The organism is Streptomyces sp. PA03-1a, from assembly GCF_033792805.1.
In the GTDB taxonomy this organism is placed as follows: domain Bacteria; phylum Actinomycetota; class Actinomycetes; order Streptomycetales; family Streptomycetaceae; genus Actinacidiphila.
On the sequence record NZ_JARAVO010000016.1, the window covers coordinates 1 to 19,118 of the forward strand.

The 19,118-nt window shown below is 73.6% G+C and carries 19 protein-coding genes; 11 read left to right on the forward strand and 8 right to left on the reverse strand.

Annotation, left to right across the window (positions count from 1 at the left end; genetic code table 11):
• Together PV341_RS05370 and PV341_RS05375 are read left to right on the forward strand one after the other, a co-directional pair.
• The coding region (locus PV341_RS05370; protein ID WP_500356879.1) for an IclR family transcriptional regulator domain-containing protein at positions 1-844 on the forward strand (844 nt) is incomplete at its 5' end.
• Positions 845-923: 79 nt separating this feature from the next.
• Positions 924-2,840 (forward strand): M48 family metallopeptidase, encoded by a 1,917-nt coding sequence (locus PV341_RS05375; RefSeq protein WP_500356880.1) that lies wholly within the window; start codon positions 924-926, stop codon positions 2,838-2,840.
• 16 nt (positions 2,841-2,856) lie between these two features.
• Here PV341_RS05375 and PV341_RS05380 read toward each other — a convergent pair whose 3' ends face one another.
• Positions 2,857-4,251: a C39 family peptidase gene (locus PV341_RS05380; RefSeq protein ID WP_500323326.1), complete on the reverse strand. Its 1,395-nt coding sequence runs from the start codon at positions 4,249-4,251 to the stop codon at positions 2,857-2,859.
• A gap of 292 nt (positions 4,252-4,543) precedes the next feature.
• Between PV341_RS05380 and PV341_RS05385 the strand changes: the two genes are divergently transcribed.
• Both PV341_RS05385 and PV341_RS05390 read left to right on the forward strand, forming a co-directional pair.
• On the forward strand, positions 4,544-5,716 hold the full coding sequence (locus PV341_RS05385; RefSeq protein ID WP_500323324.1) for a sialidase family protein: 1,173 nt from the start codon (positions 4,544-4,546) through the stop codon (positions 5,714-5,716).
• A 37-nt stretch (positions 5,717-5,753) separates the two neighbouring features.
• Positions 5,754-6,023 (forward strand): chaplin, encoded by a 270-nt coding sequence (locus PV341_RS05390; protein ID WP_500323322.1) that lies wholly within the window; start codon positions 5,754-5,756, stop codon positions 6,021-6,023.
• Between the two features lie 82 nt (positions 6,024-6,105).
• Here PV341_RS05390 and PV341_RS05395 read toward each other — a convergent pair whose 3' ends face one another.
• The 3 genes from PV341_RS05395 to PV341_RS05405 are packed head-to-tail and all read right to left on the reverse strand — an operon-like array spanning position 6,106 to position 9,391.
• The gene (locus PV341_RS05395; protein WP_500323321.1) at positions 6,106-7,203 is read right to left on the reverse strand and encodes a threonine aldolase family protein; all 1,098 of its coding nucleotides are present in this window, start codon (positions 7,201-7,203) and stop codon (positions 6,106-6,108) included.
• Positions 7,182-7,946: an SDR family oxidoreductase gene (locus PV341_RS05400; RefSeq protein WP_361806588.1), complete on the reverse strand. Its 765-nt coding sequence runs from the start codon at positions 7,944-7,946 to the stop codon at positions 7,182-7,184. Before PV341_RS05400 ends, PV341_RS05395 begins: the two co-directional genes overlap by 22 nt.
• Before the next feature lie 26 nt (positions 7,947-7,972).
• The gene (locus PV341_RS05405; RefSeq protein ID WP_500323320.1) at positions 7,973-9,391 is read right to left on the reverse strand and encodes a DUF6421 family protein; all 1,419 of its coding nucleotides are present in this window, start codon (positions 9,389-9,391) and stop codon (positions 7,973-7,975) included.
• Between the two features lie 228 nt (positions 9,392-9,619).
• On the opposite strand from PV341_RS05405, the gene PV341_RS05410 reads away from it, so the two are divergent.
• The 4 genes from PV341_RS05410 (at position 9,620) to PV341_RS05425 (ending at position 12,947) form a co-directional block, all read left to right on the forward strand.
• On the forward strand, positions 9,620-10,315 hold the full coding sequence (locus tag PV341_RS05410) for a glycerophosphodiester phosphodiesterase (protein WP_500323318.1): 696 nt from the start codon (positions 9,620-9,622) through the stop codon (positions 10,313-10,315).
• 99 nt (positions 10,316-10,414) lie between these two features.
• On the forward strand, positions 10,415-11,326 hold the full coding sequence (locus PV341_RS05415; protein ID WP_500323317.1) for an ABC transporter substrate-binding protein: 912 nt from the start codon (positions 10,415-10,417) through the stop codon (positions 11,324-11,326).
• Positions 11,323-12,198 (forward strand): amino acid ABC transporter permease, encoded by an 876-nt coding sequence (locus PV341_RS05420; RefSeq protein WP_500323316.1) that lies wholly within the window; start codon positions 11,323-11,325, stop codon positions 12,196-12,198. The genes PV341_RS05415 and PV341_RS05420 overlap by 4 nt, the downstream gene beginning before the upstream one ends.
• Positions 12,195-12,947 carry an amino acid ABC transporter ATP-binding protein gene (locus PV341_RS05425; protein WP_500323315.1) on the forward strand — a complete coding sequence of 251 codons (753 nt, stop codon included), beginning with the start codon at positions 12,195-12,197 and terminating at the stop codon, positions 12,945-12,947. Before PV341_RS05420 ends, PV341_RS05425 begins: the two co-directional genes overlap by 4 nt.
• Before the next feature lie 8 nt (positions 12,948-12,955).
• On the opposite strand, the gene PV341_RS05430 is transcribed toward PV341_RS05425, so the two are convergent.
• Both PV341_RS05430 and PV341_RS05435 read right to left on the reverse strand, forming a co-directional pair.
• A complete protein-coding gene (locus PV341_RS05430) occupies positions 12,956-13,501 on the reverse strand; it encodes a GNAT family N-acetyltransferase (protein WP_500323313.1) in 546 nt (181 codons plus the stop codon).
• Between the two features lie 40 nt (positions 13,502-13,541).
• A complete protein-coding gene (locus PV341_RS05435) occupies positions 13,542-14,378 on the reverse strand; it encodes a hypothetical protein (protein WP_500323311.1) in 837 nt (278 codons plus the stop codon).
• 73 nt (positions 14,379-14,451) lie between these two features.
• On the opposite strand from PV341_RS05435, the gene PV341_RS05440 reads away from it, so the two are divergent.
• Positions 14,452-14,838, forward strand: a complete 387-nt coding sequence (locus tag PV341_RS05440; protein WP_500323310.1) for a VOC family protein — start codon at positions 14,452-14,454, stop codon at positions 14,836-14,838.
• A 10-nt stretch (positions 14,839-14,848) separates the two neighbouring features.
• Here PV341_RS05440 and PV341_RS05445 read toward each other — a convergent pair whose 3' ends face one another.
• On the reverse strand, positions 14,849-16,012 hold the full coding sequence (locus PV341_RS05445; RefSeq protein ID WP_500356882.1) for a CaiB/BaiF CoA transferase family protein: 1,164 nt from the start codon (positions 16,010-16,012) through the stop codon (positions 14,849-14,851).
• Positions 16,009-17,496: an aminotransferase-like domain-containing protein gene (locus PV341_RS05450; protein WP_500356883.1), complete on the reverse strand. Its 1,488-nt coding sequence runs from the start codon at positions 17,494-17,496 to the stop codon at positions 16,009-16,011. Before PV341_RS05450 ends, PV341_RS05445 begins: the two co-directional genes overlap by 4 nt.
• Between PV341_RS05450 and PV341_RS05455 the strand changes: the two genes are divergently transcribed.
• Positions 17,495-18,400 (forward strand): DMT family transporter, encoded by a 906-nt coding sequence (locus tag PV341_RS05455; protein WP_500323306.1) that lies wholly within the window; start codon positions 17,495-17,497, stop codon positions 18,398-18,400. The genes PV341_RS05450 and PV341_RS05455 overlap by 2 nt on opposite strands.
• A 102-nt stretch (positions 18,401-18,502) precedes the next feature.
• Positions 18,503-19,102, forward strand: coding sequence for a DUF5134 domain-containing protein (locus PV341_RS05460; protein WP_500323305.1), 600 nt, complete (start codon positions 18,503-18,505; stop codon positions 19,100-19,102).
• The last annotated feature ends 16 nt before the right edge of the window (positions 19,103-19,118 follow it).

Genomic DNA, 19,118 nt, shown 5'->3' on the forward strand with positions numbered 1-19,118 from the left:
CTCCCCCACCGACGCGTCGCCCTCGCCCGCCGCCTGGACGCGGGCCTCCAAGCAGGAGCTCGGGCCGGAGTTCGTGGAGTCCCTGGCCCGCGGGCTCGCCGTGCTCACCGCCTTCGGCGGGGGCCGGGCCGAACTCCCCCTCACGGCCGTAGCCGAGGCCACCGGGCTGGCCCGCGCCACCGCGCGGCGCTCCCTCATCACCCTGGAGCACCTGGGCTACATCGCCTCCGAGGGCCGCCTCTTCCGGCTCACCCCGCACGTGCTGGAGCTGGGCTGCGCCCACCTGTCGCGGCTGACGCTCCCCGAGATCGCCCTGCCCCATCTGATCGAACTGGTCGGGGCGGTGCACGACTCCGCGTCGATGGCGGTGCTGTCCGGCGAGCACATCCAGTACGTGGCGCGCGTGCCCACCGTCCGCATCATGAGCGTCAACATCACGGTCGGCACCCGCTTCCCCGCCTACGCCACCGCGATGGGGCGCGTCCTGCTGGCGGGGCTGCCCGCCCGGGACCGCGCGGCACACCTCGCGCGCACCGGCTTCGCACGGCTGACCCGGCACACCGTCACGGACGCACCGCGCCTGGCCCGTGTCCTCGACGAGGTCGCCGCCGAGGGGCACGCCCTGGTCAGCGAGGAGCTGGAGGAGGGCCTGCGGTCCATCGCCGTCCCCGTCCGCGACCGCGGCGGCCGGGTGGTGGCCGCGATCAACGTCTCCATGCACGCCAGCCGCCGCTCCGTGGAGCAGTCGCGTTCCGAACTGCTGCCCCCGCTCCTCGAGGCCGCCGCACGCATCGGCGACGACCTGTGCGTGGTGGGCCGTTACGCGCGCGTACCGGTCGGCTGAGGGGCCTGTGGACAAGTGGTCCACGCCGTCCGCGAGCGGGCATCATCGAGGGACACGGGGGACGCGAGGGGGGTGACCGATGAGCGCGGTGTGGGCGTCGTTACGGGCGCTGTTGGCGATCGTGCTGCTGGCGGGTCTGGTCGTGCTGATCGGCGGGCTCGGGCTCGGCGTGCTGGGTCTGCTCGGCCTCTTCCTGCTCGCGGCCCGGGACGGTCACGCCGACCTCGCCATGCGCGGTGTCATCGTCGCGGCGGCCGCCGTCCCGCTGCTCCTGAGCATCGTCCAGGGGCTGGGCGCGATCACCAGGGCGCCGCCGCTGCGGGCGGACGCGGTACCGGTGTCCCGCGAAGAGGCCCCCGCGCTGTGGGAGTTGGCCACCGGCATCGCCTGGCAGGTCGGGGCGCGCCCGCCTGACGTGCTGCTGCTGACCGGGGACGTCAACGCGTCCGTGTCCGAGGACGGGGCCGCGCTGGGCCTGCTGTCCGGGCAGCGCCGGCTCCACCTGGGCCTGCCCCTGCTGGCGAGCCTCACCCACGCGGAGCTGAGGGCCGTGCTGGCCCACGAGTTCGGCCACTTCTCCCACCGTCACACGCGCTTCGGGGCCGTCGCGTACCGGTGCGACGCCGCCCTGGCCACGACCCTCGGCCAGTGGAACACCGGGACGAGGTGGTTCTCCCTCCCGCACCTCGTGGTGCGCGGCTCCGTACGGCTGTACGCGCTGGTCTTCCGGTGGCTCACCTTCGCGGTACGACGCCGCCAGGAGCTGGAGGCGGACCGCACGGCCGCACGCCTGGCCGGGCACGAGGTGACGGCGTCGGCGCTGCGCGCGACGCACGGCACCGCGGTGGCGTGGCGGAGGTTCCAGCAGGAATGGCTCGATCCGGCCGCACTGGTGGGGATGCACCCCGACAACCCCTACCTGGCGTTCCGTTCGCTCCTCGGCGAGCTGGGCGTCCGGCGCGTACCGGTGGACGACGACCGCGTCCGCCCGCACCGGCGCGACTCGCACCCGCCGCTCGGTCTCAGGCTGCGCCGTCTGCGGGAACTCGACGTCCCGCCCGGGGAGGACGACGGGAGCGGCGCGCTCCGGCTGCTCCCCGGGGACGTGGGACGTGTGCTCGGGGAACTGCGCGGTCCGCTGGCCCACAGCCGGACGACCGTCCCGTGGGAGCGCTGGATCGAGCTCTCCGCCAACCGCGTGGCGGGCACGCGTGCCTGGGACCTCCTGCGTGCCGCGTCGCGCGCGACCGGCGAGCGGCTTCCGGGGCTGGACACCGTGCTGCGCCTGCTCGCCGACGACGGACCGGGCGCGCTGGCCCGGGAGTTCGACGGCACCGGCGAGGAGCTGGCGCAGTCGCTGCACGCACTGGTGGGCCACACCTTGCTCCGGGAGGGGCGGGCCGCCTGGGTCCCCCTGTGGGGCGGGAGCACCCGCCTGGTGTGCGACGGCCTGGCCGACGACGGGCTGCGCGTGCTCGTCACGGAGGCGCTCTCCGAGCCGCCCCAGCTCGACCGGCTGCGCCTCCACCTCACGCTCCTGGACGTGGACCCCGACCGCTCGGGACCGCCCGATCCGGCGCATCCGTGGCTGGCGGAGGGACCGGGCGACGCGAAGGAGCCGTCGTTCCAGGGATGGCGGTTCACGACCGTGGTGGACCCCGACGCGGAGCAGCAGAGGAAGCACCAGACCCGCGTCGGGCTCGTGACGGTCGGCGCCGCCGCCCTCGTCGGGATCGTCGTGGCGATCGCCGGCGGCGGCGACGGCACGACGCCGCCGCCCGGCGGGACGCCCTGTCACGTCGTCAACGGCAGCCTGGAATGCGGCCCGGGCCTACCCGGCGCGACCGGCTACCAGCCGGCCCAGGACTGGCGGACGGCCTTCCCTTCGTACCGCCCGACCTACCCGATCTACCCGACCCACCTGCCGAGCCTGCTGCCCGTGCCGAGCATCAGCTTCTCGCTGCGCCCGCTCGCACCCGTACCCTCCGGCGGCTGACCCCGCCCGCCGGGGCCTAGAGCACCCCGATCCGCTGCAGGGCCCGGGCCTGGCGGCCCGAGGGCCGCAGGGGCCAGTAGAGGTAGCAGACGCCGCCCGTGCCGCTGCGCAGCTGCCCGTCGGCGGTGTAGCGCTTGGTCCTGAGCCAGATGGTCTCGAACTGCGACCGCTTGTAGACGCGGCGCACCGAGGCGTCGTCGGGGCTCGCGGGGTCGTTGGCGATGACGTCGCCGTCGGCGGTGAAGCCGATGACGCACATCAGGTGCCCGGAGGTCCCGTACCCCGCGCCGTCGAGTTCGGAGGCGAGGAAGGACTGGGACGTTATCACCGGGATGCCGGCCCTGATCAGCAGTTCGATGTCGTTCAGGCCGCGCAGCCGGGTGATGACGGCGACCATGTCGTGGTACGTGGCCGCGTAGGCCGCGTTGAACGGCCAGTTGCCGCAGCCCTCGTACTGGCTGTCGTAGGTGTAGCGGGCGGCGTGGTCGACCTGGGGGTCCGCGTAGGAGGGGTCGACCCAGGCCAGGTCGGCGGCGGCCGGCTCGCGGCCCCAGTACTCGATGACCATCTGGGAGCCCGTCGGGCTGCACCAGGCCTCGCCACCGTTGTCGTACTGCGGGTACTGACCCTTGTGGATCTCCTGCGAGTAGCGCGGCACGGGCAGTTCGACCCCCCTTCCCACGCCCGGCACGGAGGCCGGCACCGTGAAGCGGTCCGGGACGTCGGAGGCCATGGCGCCGAGCCGCCAGACGGTGGGGGTGACCCGGGAGCCGGGGGTGCGCAGCAGGGTGAGCCGCAGGCGGTACGAGGCGAGCCGCAGGCCCGAGGCGGGGTCGTCGACGGAGAGGGTGTCGGTCCAGACGCTGCTCCTGCCGTCGCTCTGGTCGTCGACGGAGGTGCGCTTGATGTCGGCGTCACCGGAGGCCCATCGGCCCATCACGTACCAGGGGGACCGGCTGCCGTCGGTGTACGTGGCGCCCAGCTCGACCTGGATCCAGGTGCCGGGTGGCGTACGGGCGTTCCAGGAGGCGACGATCTCGGTCGCCGGGTGCCGCGGGGTGTGCTCGGGGGAGGTCCAGGTGGCGGTCTCCCAGGTGGCGGTGATCCGGGTGTGCGGGTCGGTGTACTCCATCGTGCCGGTGGGCCGCAGGATCGCCACGCCGGGGCGGGGACCGGGTACGACACCGGTGCCGGAGCCCCGTCCGCGGTACCAGTCGGCCCATCGCGTCCAGGCCCGGTACTCCACGGCGGCCGCGTCGCCGTCGTGGGCGCCCGGCCTGCCCACCACGTCGTCGGCCAGGTCGCAGTCGTCCGCGCCGGACGCGGCGAAGGCCCGCGGGGCGGTCGTCGCCGCGGCTGCCGCCGCGATGGCGGCGGCCAGCACCGTACGACGTGGGGTCGGTCGGGTCATGGCGGGTGTCCCCCTGTCATGGGCATGGACGACAGGTGCACAACTATCGCTCCACGCGGGCTTTTCGACCAGCGCCCCCGAAAGGATCCGGGCAAGTTCATTGGTCGATACCTCTGACACAGACAAGGGCGGGACCCGGTAAACCGTCAAGCATATCCGCCGCCGTTTCGGCCTAATTCCTCATATTGAACTACCGGAAAGGCGTCGAACGGAGTGTCATACGGCGACCCGGGACGACCGGTGAGAATGTGGCGCCGCTGGCCGACCGCACGCCGTCCGGAGGAATCGCCCGATGACACTCGCCGCCGCCAGGGGCAGACGCACGCTGGCCGGCCTCGCCCTGCTGCTCACCGGGGCCGCCGGGTGGCAGGCGTCCGCGGGCGGGGCGGCCACACCGCTCCCGGCCGCCTGCGCGACGTCGGTGCCCTTCCGGTCCGGGACGCAGGGGTACCACACCTTCCGCATCCCGGCGGTCGTACGCATCGGCGGGACCACCGTCCTCGCCTTCGCCGAGGGGCGCCGCAACTCGGGGGCGGACGACGGCGACATCGACGTCGTGCTCCGGCGCTCCTACGACGGCGGCTGCACCTGGGAGCCGCTCCGGACGATCGCCGACGCCGGTACCGAGACCTTCGGCAACCCCGCCCCGGTGGTGGATCCCCGCACCGGGCGCGTCGTGCTGCTGATCTGCCGCGACACCGGCCCGGAACGGCTCGTCTACGAACTGCACAGCGACTCGGGCGGCCTGACCTGGTCCCCGCCCCGCGACATCACCTCCGAGGTCAAACCCGCCAACTGGCGCTGGTACGCGACGGGTCCGGGGCACGCCATCGCCCTGAGGAGCGGCCCGCACGCCGGACGTCTGCTGGTGCCCGCCAACCACACGTCCGTCCTGGCCGGCGTGACGGTGCACGGCGCCCACGCGCTCTACAGCGACAACGGCGGCCAGAACTGGCACATCGGCTTCGTCCAGGCGCTCCCCGGCGACTGGCTGAACCTCAACGAGAGCACGATGGCCGAACTCCCCGGGGGCCGGGTCTACGTCAACAGCCGTGACGACCGCGGGTTCTCCGCTCCCACCCGCGCCGACGCCTACAGCTCCGACGGCGGGCTCAGCATCGACGGCATCTTCCGGCCGCAGGGCGCCCTGGAAGGTCCCGAGGTGCAGGGCAGCGTCCTGCACACCCGGGACGGGGCGCTGCTGTACTCGGGCCCGGCCGACCCCGCGAAACGCCGCAGGATGACCCTCCGGGTCAGCGGGGACCAGGGCGCCTCGTGGACGTCCGAACCCCCCGTCAGCGAGCGTCCCGCGGCCTACTCCGACCTCGTCGAACTCGCCGACGGCACGGTCGGTCTGCTCTACGAGACCGGGACCACCTCCCCGTACGAGTCGTTGACGTTCGCCCGGTTGACGCAAGGCCCGAACGGGTGGATTCCCACATCCGGTGCCATCACGGGTCGTTGATCAGGGTCCACAGAGCGATCGTCCACAAGGAGAACGAATGATGCGCATCGCGAAGGCCGCGGCCCTGACCGCTGTCGCCGGCGCCACCGTGATGGGTGCCGCAGGCGCCGCCGGCGCGACCGACCACGGTCGCGGCCACGACCACGGCGGTGCCTCGGCCCAGGCCGCCGCCGTCGGCTCGCCCGGTGTCGCCAGCGGCAACGTCATCCAGATCCCGGTCAGCGTGCCGATCAACCTGTGCGGCAACACCATCAACGCCATCGGGCTGCTCAACCCCGCGCTCGGCAACGTCTGCGTCAATTCGTGATCCGCCGCCCCCACGAGGGGCGCGGAAAGAACGCACGGAGGGGCGTACGGGAAATCCCGTACGCCCCTCCGGCTTTTCTGATTCAGGCGGAATGGGCGGCCATTTCCTCGGCCAGCGCCGCCGCGAAGGAATCCACGTCGTCCTCGGTGGTGTCGAACGAGCACATCCAGCGGACCTCTCCGGTCGACTCGTCCCAGAAGTAGAAGCGGTAGCGCTTCTGCAGCCGTTCGCTGACCTCACGCGGCAGCCGCGCGAAGACCGCGTTGGCCTGGACGGGGCGGACGACGGTGACGCCCTCGACGGCGCGGACGGCCGACTCCAGGCGCCGGGCCATCGCGTTGGCGTGACCGGCGCTGCGCAGCCACAGGTCACCGGCGAGCAGCGCCTCGAACTGCACCGAGACGAAACGCATCTTGGAGGCGAGCTGCATGGACAGCTTCCGCAGGTGCTTCATCGCCCGCACCCGCTCCGGGTTCAGCACCACGACGCACTCGCCCAGCAGCAGCCCGTTCTTGGTGCCGCCGAAGGAGAGGACGTCCACGCCCGCGTCGGTGGTGAACTCCCGCAGCGGCACCCCGAGGGTGGCCGCGGCGTTGGCGATCCGCGAGCCGTCGAGGTGGACGGCGAGGCCCCGTTCGTGGGCGTGGTCGCAGATCGCGCGGATCTCCTCGGGCGTGTAGCAGGTGCCCAGTTCGGTGGACTGCGTGATCGAGACGACCTGCGGCTGCGCGCGGTGCTCGTCGTCGAAGCCCCAGGCCTCCCGGTCGATCAGCTCGGGGGTGAGCTTGCCGTCCGGGGTGGGCACGGTGAGCAGCTTCAGGCCGCCCATCCGTTCCGGGGCGCCGCCCTCGTCCACGTTGATGTGGGCGGAGGCGGCGCAGACGACCGCGCCCCAGCGCTCGGTCAGCGCCTGCAGGGCCACGACGTTGGCGCCGGTGCCGTTGAAGACCGGGAAGGCCTCGGCCCGCGGGCCGAAGTGGCCGCGGAAGACCTCCTGCAGGTGGGCGGTGTAGTCGTCCTCGCCGTAGGCGACCTGGTGGCCGCCGTTGGCGAGGGCGATCGCCGCCAGCACCTCGGGGTGGACGCCCGCGTAGTTGTCGCTGGCGAAGCCCCGGACCTCGGGGTCGTGGTGCCGGACCGCGTCGGTCGACGGTGCGGTCACGGGCGGGGTGTCAGCCACTGGCGGGTTCCGTTCACTTCCTCGGCGGGCCGGGTCCACACATCGGCGATGGCGTCGGCCAGGTCGGTCACATCGGTGAAGCCCGCGAACTTGGCGTTCGGGCGCTCCTTGCGCATCTGCTCGTGCACCAGCGCCTTGATCACCAGCACGGTGGCCGCGGCGGTCGGGCCCTGTTCCCCCGCGAGCTTGCGGAAGGAGTCGCCCATCGCCAGCGTCCACGCCTCGGCGGCGGCCTTGGCCGCGGCGTACGCGGCGTTGCCGGCGGTCGGCTGGGAGGCCCCGGCGGCGCTGATCAGGACGTAGCGCCCGAAGGGGCTGGAGAGCAGCCCGTCGTGGAAGGCGAGCGAGGTGTTCTGGACGGTGCGGATGAGGAGCTTCTCCAGGAAGTCCCAGTCCGCGAGGTCGGTCTCCTGGAAGGAGGCCGAGCCGCGCCAGCCGCCGACCAAGTGGACCATGCCGTCGATCCGGCCGTGCTCCTTCTCGATCCGGCCCGCCCACTCGCGGGTGGCGTCCAGGTCGAGCAGGTCGACGATGTCCCCGGTGATCCCGGCGCCGCCCGCGTCGAAGCGGGCCAGGTCCACGGCCTCGGCGAGCCGCTCCGGGTTGGCGTCCGCGGCGATGACCCAGGCACCGGCACGGGCGAGCCGCTGCAGGGTCGCGCGTCCGGCGGGGCCGCCGGCCCCTGCCACCGCGATCACGGCTCCGGCCAGGGGTCCCCTGGCCGCCTCGTTGGCTTCCGTCATCTCCGCCGCCTCCTCGCCTGGATCGGTCACGCGGCCACCTGACCCGTGCCGCGGGCCGTGATGCCCTTGGTCGAGGCGATCACATCACGCAGCTTCTTGGCCAGGGCCTCGTAGAACATGCTGAGCGGAAATTCGTCCGGCAGCACGTCGTCCACGAGCTTCCGCGGCGGCTGGTCGAGGTCCAGGGCCTCCGGGCCCTTGGCCCAGACCGAACCGGGGTGCGGCGAGAGGTAGCCGGCGACGAGGTCGTAGGCGGCGAACCAGTGCACGAGCTTGGGGCGGTCGATGCCGTCCCGGTAGAGCTTCTCGATCTCGGCGCACAGCTGGTTGGTCACCTGCGGGGCGCGCTGCCAGTCGATGTGGAGCTTGTTGTCCGTCCAGCGTACGGCGTCGTGCTTGTGCAGGTACGCGAAGAGCAGCTGGCCGCCGAGGCCGTCGTAGTTGCGGACGCGGTCGCCGGTGACCGGGAAGCGGAAGAGGCGGTCGAAGAGGATCGCGTACTGGACGTAGCGGCCCATGCCGTGGCCCTCGGCCTCCAGCTTCACGGCCTCCTTGAAGGTCGTGAGGTCGCAGCGCAGCTCCTCCAGGCCGTACATCCAGAACGGCTGCCGCTGCTTGATCATGAAGGGGTCGAAGGGCAGGTCGCCGTGGCTGTGCGTGCGGTCGTGGATCATGTCCCACAGCGTGAAGGTCTGCTGGCTGAGGTCCTGGTCCGCCAGCAGTTCCTCGGCGTCCTCGGGGAGCGCGAGACCGAGGGTGTCCACGGCGGCGCGGCTCACGGCGCGGAAGCGGGCGGCCTCCCGGTCGCAGAAGATGCCGCCCCAGGTGAAGCGCTCGGGCGCCTCGCGGACGGCGACGGTCTCGGGGAAGAGCACCGCGGAGTTCGTGTCGTACCCGGGGGTGAAGTCCTCGAAGGTGATCGGCACGAAGAGGGGGTTGTCGTAGCGGGTGCGCTCCAGCTCGGACAGCCACTGCGGCCAGACGACGCGGAGCGCGACGGCCTCCAGGTTGCGATCCGGGTTGCCGTTCTGCGTGTACATCGGGAACACCACGAGGTGCTCCAGGCCGTCCTGGCGGTCGGCCGCGGGGTGGAAGGCCAGCAGCGAGTCGAGGAAGTCCGGCACCGCGAAGCCGCCCTCGGCCCAGCGGCGCAGGTCCACGACCAGGGCCTCGTGGTAGGCCTTGTCGTGCGGCACGAGCGGGGAGAGGTCCTCGACGGCGCGGACCACCCGGTCCAGGGCGCTCTCGACGGCGGCGCGCCCGGGCGCGCCCTCCGCGGAGAAGTCGACCGAGCCGTCCTTGCTCTGCCAGGGACGGATCTCCTCCACCGCCTGCTTCAGGACCGCCCACGCCGGATGCCGGACAATACCGCCGCCGGACACACCGGTCTCGCTGGTGGCTGCGCTGTCCATCGATGCCGCTGCCGGCGACAGAATTTCCGTCATGACCCCTCCTTCACTGAAGAACCTCTTGTCGGCCCACCGTATATACGGCAGCTTCTCCCGTTCAAGTGGAGGCGGAGGAGATTCTTCCGCCGGAAGGGCCCCGGACCGTGGATCTTCCTGCGGGCTGCCGCGCCGTTCATCCCGTGTTCGGCCCTGTGCCGCAAGGGGCCGCTAGGCTGCCAGCGTCCCGTCGATCACCCGCAGCACCCAGCACGGAAGCGATCCCCCTTGAGTTTTCTCACCGTCGGCCATCGCGGTGTCATGGGCGTCGAGCCCGAGAACACCCTCCGCTCCTTCGTCCGCGCCGAGCGCGAGGACATGGACCAGATCGAGCTCGACCTGCACCTCAGCAAGGACGGCGCCCTGATCGTCATGCACGACGTGAAGGTCGACCGCACCACGGACGGCTCCGGGCCGATCGGCGACCTCACCCTGGACGAGCTGCGCGAGCTGGACGCGGGCGCCGGTGAGCGGATCCCGGTGTTCGAGGAGGTCCTGGACGCGGTCACCAAGCCGATCCAGGCCGAGATCAAGGACGTCGCGGCGGCCCGCGTACTGGCCGAGGTGATGCGCGAGCGCGACCTGGTCGAGCGTGTCGACGTGCTGTCCTTCCACGACGAAGCGCTCGCCGAGATCCGCGAGTGCCTGCCCGACGTGCGCACCGTGCTGGTCGCCCAAGGCCCCATGGGTGCGGAGATCGTCACCCGGGCGCAGGCGGTCGGCGCGAAGCTCGTCAGCCTGAGCCTGCGGCGGATCAGCCTGGCACTGGTGCAGGAGTGCCACCGCGCGGGGATCTCGGTGATCGCCTGGACCGTGAACACCCCGGCGGACCTCGCGCTGGCACGGGCCCTCGGCCTCGACGGCGTCGTCACCGACATGCCGGCCGTCAAGCGCGCGGTCGAGGGCGGCCTCACCGACTGGTGACCCGCCCGCCCCGCAACACGCCCGACACAACCGTCCGGCATGCGGGATCCGGCCCCGATGTCGTGGACATCCGGCGCCCGGCGGTGCCAATGTCCCGCCATGCGTACCGCATTCGCCCTCCGGGTACCCGCGCGCCTCACCTCCGCCGCGGCGGTCCTCCTCCTCGGCCTCACCGCGGCGGCGTGCGCCCCGCAGGAGGACTCCGCCTCCGACGGCCCCTCGTCGCCCGCAGGTTCCGCCCCGGCCTCGGCCGGGGCGTCCTGCGCGGCGGGCAAACTGGACACCCGTACCGCGGACGTCCTGACGATCGGCACCGACAACCCCGCCTACGCCCCCTGGTTCCAGGACAACAAGCCGGCCAACGGCAAGGGGTACGAGTCCGCGGTCGCCTACGCGGTGGCGAAGCGGCTGGGCTACGACAAGGGCGCCGTCACCTGGCGGACGGTCGCCTTCAACAACGCCTTCGCCCCCGGCGCCAAGTCCTTCGACTTCGACATCAACCAGGTTTCCGTCACCGCGGACCGCCGCAAGGCCGTGGACTTCTCCTCCGGCTACTACGACGTGCGCCAGGCCGTCGTCGCCCTGAAGGACTCCCCGGCCGCGAACGCCACGGACGTCGCCGCGCTGAAGAAGGTCAAGCTGGGCGCCCAGGTCGGCACGACGAGCCTCGACCTCATCAACGACGAGATCAAGCCGGAGCGCACCGCGGCCGTCTACCAGAAGAACGACCTCGCCGTCGCCGCCCTCAAGAACGGCCAGGTGGACGCCATCGTCGTCGACCTGCCCACCGCCTTCTACATCACCTCCGCGGAACTGGACGACGCCAAGGTCGTCGGGCAGTTCGCGACCACCGCCGGCGCACAGGAGCAGTTCGGCCTCGTCCTGGACAAGGGCAGCCCTCTCACCGCCTGCGTCACCGAGGCCGTCGACGCCCTGCGGGCGGACGGCACGCTCGCGAGGCTGGAGCAGCAGTGGCTGTCCGACGCGGTCGGCGCACCGGTGCTCAAGTGACGCTCGGCGAGGAACTGCACAAGGACGCGTACACGCCGTCGCAGCGGCGCCTGGAGCGGGAGCGCCACCGGCGGGCCCGCACGCGCCGCGCGACGGCGATCGCCGCGACGAGCACCCTGGTCACGGCGGCGGTGCTCTACCTGGGCATCACGGGCTCCCCCGGCTGGCCACGGGTCCGGGAGACCTTCCTCAGCGGCCACTACGCGCGCCTCGCCCTGCCGAAGGTCCTCGACGGCCTGCTCCTCAACCTGCGGCTGCTGGTCGTCTGCGGCGCGATCGTGCTGGTCCTCGGCCTGCTGCTGGCCGTGGTCCGGACGCTGCGCGGTCCGGTGTTCTTCCCGCTCCGGGCACTGGCGGTCGCGTACGTCGACTTCTTCCGCGGCCTGCCGCTGATCATCTGCCTGCTGGCGGTGATCTACGGGGTCCCGGCGCTGCGCCTGCAAGGGGTACCCACGAACCCGGTCGTGCTGGGCGGCGCGGGCCTGGTGCTCACCTACTCCGCCTACGTGGCCGAGGTCTTCCGGGCGGGCATCGAGAGCGTCCACCCGAGCCAGCGCGCCGCCGCCCGCTCGCTGGGGCTGAGCGGTGCGCAGACCCTCCGGCACGTGGTCCTGCCGCAGGCCGTCCGGCGTGTCGTGCCACCGCTCCTGAACGACCTGGTGTCCTTGCAGAAGGACACCGGCCTGGTCTCCATCGCCGGGGTGATCGACGCCGTCTACGCGGCGCAGATCATCACCAGCCAGACCTTCAACTACACGCCCTACGTCGTGGCCGGACTGGTCTTCGTGGCGCTCACCATCCCCATGACCCGGTTCACCGACTGGGTCACCGCGCGCATGAACCGGCGCCAGTCACAGGGAGGCACCGTATGACCGAGGCACCCGTCCTGCGGCTGGAGTCGGTCCGCAAGGGCTTCGGCGGCTCCCTCGTGCTGCGGGACGTGGACCTGGAGGTCCCGCAGCACACCGTCACCGTCCTGATCGGCGCGTCCGGCTCGGGGAAGTCCACGCTGCTGCGCTGCGCCAACCTCCTGGAGGAGGTCGACGACGGCGCGATCTTCCTGGACGGCGAGGAGATCACCCACCCCCGGGCCGACCCGGACGCGGTCCGGCGGCGCATCGGCGTGGTCTTCCAGGCGTACAACCTCTTCCCGCACATGACGGTGCTGGACAACATCACCCTGGCGCCGCGCCGCGTGCACGGCGCCCCCCGCCGCGACGCCGAGGCGCGCGCCCACGAGCTGCTCGGCCGCCTCGGGCTCGACGGCAAGGCGCGTGAGTACCCGGACCGGCTCAGCGGCGGGCAGCAGCAGCGGGTGGCGATCGTCCGGGCGCTGGCGGTCAGGCCACGGCTGCTGCTGCTCGACGAGATCACCGCGGCGCTCGACCCCGAACTGGTCGGCGAGGTGCTGGGCGTCGTCCGGGACCTCAAAGAGGACGGCATGACCATGCTCATCGCCACCCACGAGATGGGCTTCGCCCGCGAGGTCGCCGACCAGGTCTGCTTCCTCGACGGCGGCGTGGTGCTCGAACGCGGCACGCCCGCCGACGTCTTCGGCGCGCCCGCGCACGAGCGCACCCGGCGCTTCCTGTCGCGGATCGTCGAGGCCGGGCGGTTCTGAGGCGGCCGTCAGCCGAGCTGCTTGACCAGCAACTCGAAGGCGAGGTCGTCGCGCGTGGGCAGCCCGAACCGCGCGTCGCCGTACGGGAAGGGGCTGGTGCGGCCGGTCCGCGCGTAGCCCCGGCGCACGTACCAGGCGATCAGGTCCTCGCGCTGCGTGATCACCGTCATGTGCATCTCGTCCGCCGCCCACTCCTCGCGGGCCCGCCGCTCCGCCTCGGCGAGCACCAGCTTGCCCAGACCGCCGCCCTGCAGGGCCGGGCGCACGGCGAACATCCCGAAGTAGGCGTGCCCGTCGCGGTTCTCCAGCTGGCAGCAGGCCACGACGACGCCGTCCGTCTCGACCGCGAGGATCAGGCTGCGCTCGCCGTCGATGACGGCCGCCACGCCCTCGGGATCGGTGCGCTGGCCCTCGAGCAGGTCCGCCTCCGTCGTCCACCCGGTGCGGCTGGCCTCGCCGCGGTACGCCGACTCGATCAGCGCGACCAGGGCGGGGACGTCCTCACGGGTGGCGGTGCGGAAGACGGGGCGGGCGACGGGCTGCGCGGTCTCCATGGCGGGGGTGTCCTCTCTGCGGCGGCGGCTCGTCCCGAGGCTAGCCGGTCGTGTCCGGAGGCGGCACGAAACCCCTGGCCCGTACGTGCCGCACGAACTCCTCGGGCGGCGCGCACCCGCGCCGGCGCACCCACTGCTCCCAGGCCAGGTCCCACGTCCAGGTGCCGTCGGTGGCCCGCCCGAGGCGGACGTACTCGTACGGCCCCTCGGAGAGCGGATCCGGAGCGGGGCTCACGGCCATGACGAGGACCCGGCCCCCCGCGAGGTAGTCGGCGAGCGGCTCGCGCAGTTCCCCGGGCAGGCTCCCCGGAACGAGGAGTACCTGACGGCCCCTGCCGCGGCCGACGCGGGCGGGAGCGGCGGTACGGACGGGGTGGCCTTGGGCGGCCGGGTTGGCGGGCCACCGGCGTCCGGGCGCGGTGGGCACGAGGCGCCCCTCGCCCGTAGGCGGTTCCCCGGCCTCCAACGTGACGGCGAACCCGCCCTCCCTCAGACGGGCGGCCAGCAGCGCCGTCTCCGGCTCCGTTCCGCGCTCGCCCTCCCCGGCGAGCGCGCGCAACCGGCCGCGGACCTCGGCGAGCGGCACGCCGAACACCTCGCGCACCGTCTTGAGCGCACGCGCGCCCGCGGCGCCGGGGAGCGGCTCGGCGCGGAGCACCACCTCGCCGTGCGCGGCGGCCAGGGCGGCGCTGACGTACTCGGGGACCTCGTCGCGGCCGCACTCCACCTCGGCGGACCCGCACGCCTCGCAGGCGCCCTCCACGCTCCAGTGCGCCACGCCGTCGATGACGCAGACGCCGGCGTGGTAGCCGGCCTCGGCGCCGCAGCGGGTGCAGGTCCTGAACAGCGGGGCGATCGCGCCGGGGCCGTGGTCCATGCGGGGCAGCCTCGCGGACGCGGGGGCGCCGTGTCAGCCGGTTTTCCCGGCGGCGCGTGGGTAGCTTCGGGCCGTGACGAACGTACTGAGCAGCAGGATCCTGCTCCGGCCGACCGATCTCGAGAGGTCCCGCGTCTTCTACCGCGACGACCTGGGGCTGGCGGTCTACCGCGAGTTCGGGCCGTGGGAGGAGCGCGGCACCGTGTTCTTCCTGGGCGGGGGCTTCCTGGAGGTCTCGGGGCACGCCGACGGGCCGCCCGCCCCCGGGCTCCAGCTGTGGCTCCAGGTCGAGGACGTGGCGGAGTGCCACCGCCGGTTCGCCGGGCGCGGGGTCCGGATCGTGCGGGAGCCCGTGAAGGAGCCCTGGGGGCTGATCGAGATGTGGATCGAGGACCCGGACTCCGTACGGATCTGCGTGGTGGAGGTCCCCGCGGACCACCCTCTGCGCTACCGGGGGTAGGGCTCCGCGGTCACGAGTCGAGCCAGGCCGTGATGGCGTCGGTGTGCTCGCCCAGGCGGGGCGGGCGGCGGTCGTAGCGCGGCGGGGTGCGGGAGAGGCCGATCGGGTTCGCCGTGACGTCCAGGGCGGGTCCGTCGCCGTGCAGCGTGGCGCGCGGGGCGAGCCCGAGCCGTTCGGCGAGGCCGAAGGCCTGGGCCAGGTCGTTGACCGGGCCGCAGGGCACCCCCAGCGGCGTCAGGCGGTCGAACCACTCGGCCGCGGTGCGCCCGCGCAGCGACCGGCCGAGCCGCTCGGCGAGTTCGCTGGCGTGGGCGACGCGGTCGGCGTTGGAGACGTAGCGGGGGTCGCGGGCGAGCTCCGGTGCGTCCAGGCCCTCGCACAGCGCCGCGAACTGCCGGTCGTTGCCGACGGCGACGACCAGGGGGCGGTCCGCGGCGTGGAAGACCTCGTACGGCGCGATGGAGGGGTGGCGGTTGCCCAGGATGCCCGGCACGACCCCCGCGAGGGTGTAGCCGCCCGCCTGGTTGACCAGGCTGGACAGCAGGCAGGAGAGCAGGTTGACCTCGACGTGCTGTCCCTCGCCGGTGGCGTCCCGGTGGCGCAGTGCGGCCAGCACGCCGATCGCCGCGTGCAGGCCGCTGAGCACGTCGACGAGGGCCACCCCGGCCTTGACCGGCTCCCCGGGGCCGGGCCCGGTGACGCTCATGAGGCCGCCGACCGCCTGGATCAGCAGGTCGTAACCGGGCAGGGCGGCGCCTTCGCCGGTGCCGAAGCCGGTGACGGAGCAGTAGACGACACCGGGGTTGAGGGACCGGGCCGCGTCGTAGCCGAGGCCGTACTTGTCCATGGTGCCGGGGCGGAAGTTCTCGACCAGGACGTCGGCGCGGCGCACCAGTTCCGCGGCCCGGCGGCGGTCTGTGGCGTCGCGCAGGTCGAGCGCGACCGAGCGCTTGTTGCGGTTGACGGACGGGAAGTAGGTGGACTCCCCGTGCGCGTGGGGCGGCCCCCAGGCCCGGGTGTCGTCCCCGGTGTCCGGGTGCTCGACCTTGATGACGTCGGCGCCGAGGTCGGCCGGCAGTATCGTGGCGTAGGGCGCCGCCAGGACGCGCCCGAAGTCGGCGATCAGCACGCCGGACAGGGGTGCCGCCGGTGCGGGGACGTCCGTGCCGGTCATCGGGCCACCCCGTCCCTGCCCATCCCGTCCGTGCCCACCCCGTCGACGCCGGTCTCGGAGCAGGCCGCGGCGAACCGGCGGACGCCCTCGGCGATCTCCTCGGTGCCGCTGGTGTCGGCGAAGCTGAGGCGGACGTACGGGGCCGGCGCCTCGGCGGCGAAGTAGGGGCGGCCGGGAGCGACGGCGGTGCCGGCGCGCAGCGAGGCGGCCGCGAGGGCGGACTCGTCCGTGCCGTCCGGGAGCCGCAGCCAGAGCTGGTAGCCGCCGACCGGGACGCGGACACGGGACATCAGGCCCGGCAGTTCGCGGTGGAGGGCGGCGAGCATCGCGTCACGGCGGTCGCGCAGGCCCGCGGAGACGGCGCGCAGATGGCGGGGCCAGGCGGGGGCGCCGACGAGTTCGAGGGTGGCCTCCTGCAGGGGGCGCGGCACGAAGAAGCTGTCGACGATCTGGATGGCGCGCAGCCGCTCCATGACCGGGCCGCGGGCGACGAGGGCGCCGACGCGCAGGCTGGGCGAGGTGGGCTTGGTCAGCGAGGTGACGTGGACGACGGCGCCGTAGGGGTCGTCCACGACCAGGGGCGGTGGCGGTTCGGCGCCGTGGCCGAGGCGCCGGGCGAAGTCGTCCTCGACGAGGAAGGCCCCTGCGGCGTGGGCGATCTCGGTGATCCGCCGGCGGCGGTCGGCGGCGAGGACGGCGCCGGTGGGGTTCTGGAAGAGCGGCTGGCAGAAGAAGACCCGGGCACCGGTGGCGGCGAAGGCGTCGGCGAGCAGGTCCGGGCGCACGCCGTCGTCGTCCATGGGGACGGGGACGGGACGCAGCCCGGCCGCGCGGGCGACGGCCATGGCGCCCGGGTACGTCGGCGACTCGACGAGCACCGGCGAGCCGGGCGGGGCGAGCGCGCGCAGCGCGGTGGTCAGCGCGGCCTGGCCGCCCGCGGTGACCAGGACGTTGGCGGGGCCGAGGGTGCCGCCGGGGCCGCCGACCTCGCGCGCGAACCAGGCCCGTAGCGCGGTCAGTCCCTCCAGCGGCGGCATCTCCCAGGCGCCGGGGCGGTGGGCGGCGCGGGCGAGCGCGGCCCCGAGCGCCTGCTCGGGCTGGAGCGAGGGGTGCAGGTAGCCGCTGTTGAAGGCGATCACACCGGGCGGCGGGACGGCGAGGCTGGCGGTCACGCCGGAGGCGTCCACGACCCTGGGCGTGGAATCGCCGTGCTCCTCGACGGTGAGGGCGACCTGCTGCCAGGAGGTGTCGACCGGACGCGGGCCGTCGGCGACGCGCTGGGCACGGTAGGCGCCCGCGCCAGGGCGGGTGACGACCAGGCCCTCGGCGGCGAGCGCGGCCAGGGCCCGGGAGACCGTGACCGGGCTGACGCCGAAGCGCTCGACGAGGACACGGCTCGACGGCAGCTTCTCGCCGGGCGAGTAGCGGTGGAGCTCATCCCTCAGAGTGTCCGCAACATTTCCCGAACTGCTACCGTTGGTCATGACAGCACACAATAGCGCTACCGCCGCCCCGTCGATAGCGGTCGGGAGCCGTACAGGTGGCACCGCGCTCGCCGGGCTGGGCGTCGCCGCCTTCTCGCTGACCTTTCCCGCGACGCACTGGGCGCTCACCGGGCTCGGCCCCTGGTCCGCCACCACCGTCCGGGGTGTGCTGGCCGCGGCCGTGGCGGGGGCCTGTCTGGCCGCCGCGCGGGTGCCGCTGCCCGACCGCCGGCACTGGGCGGGGCTCGCGGTCGTGGCGCTCGGTGTCGTCCTCGGGTTCCCCCTGCTGACCACCCTGGCGCTGCGCACCACCGACACCTCGCACGCCGCCGTCGTCGTGGGCGCGCTGCCGCTGGTCACCGCCGTGCTGGCCGCCGTACGCGTCGGGACGCGCCCGTCGGTGCCCTTCTGGTCGGCCGCGGTCGCGGGCGGGGCGGTCGTGGTGTGCTTCGCCCTGTGGCAGGGCGGCGGCTCCCTGACCACGGGTGACCTCTTCCTCTTCGCGTCGCTGCTGGTCTGCGCGGCCGGTTACGTCGAAGGCGGACGGCTGGCCTCGGTCATGCCGGGCTGGCAGGTCATCGGGTGGGCGCTGGTCGGAGCGCTGCCCCTGACCGTGCCGGCGGCGGGGGTGGCGCTCGCGCTCGAGCCGGTGCATCTCGGCGGCCGGGCGGTGGCCGGGCTGCTCTGGGTCTCGATGGTGTCCCAGTTCCTCGGGCTGATGGTCTGGTACCGGGGCATGGCCGCCATCGGCGTCGCGCGGGCCAGCCAGTTGCAGCTGGCCCAGCCGTTGCTGACGCTGGTCTGGGCGGCCGCGCTGCTCGGCGAGGACCTGGGCGCGCTGACCGCACCCGCGGCGCTGGCGGTCCTCGTCTGTGTGGCGGTCACCCAGCGGGCCCGCAGCTGAAGCGGGGGCGGCACGGCCGCGCTCCCCCGGTACGCCCGTGCGCTGGAGTGTGCGCCGCCGGGTCCGGGCATCCTCCGGGGAGGAACCGAAGGAGGGCCGCTCATGCACGGACCGCCGCTGGTGGCCTGGCTGCTCGTGGTGCTGGGCGCCGCCACGGGGGCGTACTGCCTGTTCCGCACCCGGCGCGGCTGCCCCGGCACCGGACCCGACCAGCGTCGGGTGGCGCGTGCGGAGGCGCTGATGGGGATGGGCATGGCCGTGATGGCGGTGCCGGTGTCCGTCCTGGATCCGCCGCAGTGGGTCGCCGCGGCCTTCGGTCTGGTCTTCGGTGCGGCGGCGGTGCGCGCGCTGCTGCTGGCCCGGCACGACGCGCACCATCTGCACCATGCCGTCGGCGCGGGGGCGATGGTCTACATGGCGGTGGCCATGGCCGAGGCGGGCACCGCGGGTGCCGCCGGCGGCGCGGCCCACGCGGGTCACGCGCCCGCGGGCACGCCCGCGACGACCGGGCTGCTGCTGGCGTACTTCGCGATATACGTCCTGGCGGCGGGCGTCCGACTGCTCTCGGTCCCCGTCACCGTCACGGCGGCCGGTGCGGCTCCGGCGGGAGGAGTCGTGCCGGTGGCGCACGCGCCCGAACTGGCCTCGGCGTGCCGCGTGTCCATGGCGATAGGGATGTTCGCCATGCTCCTGACGCTCTGACGGCAGTGAGGCGCGT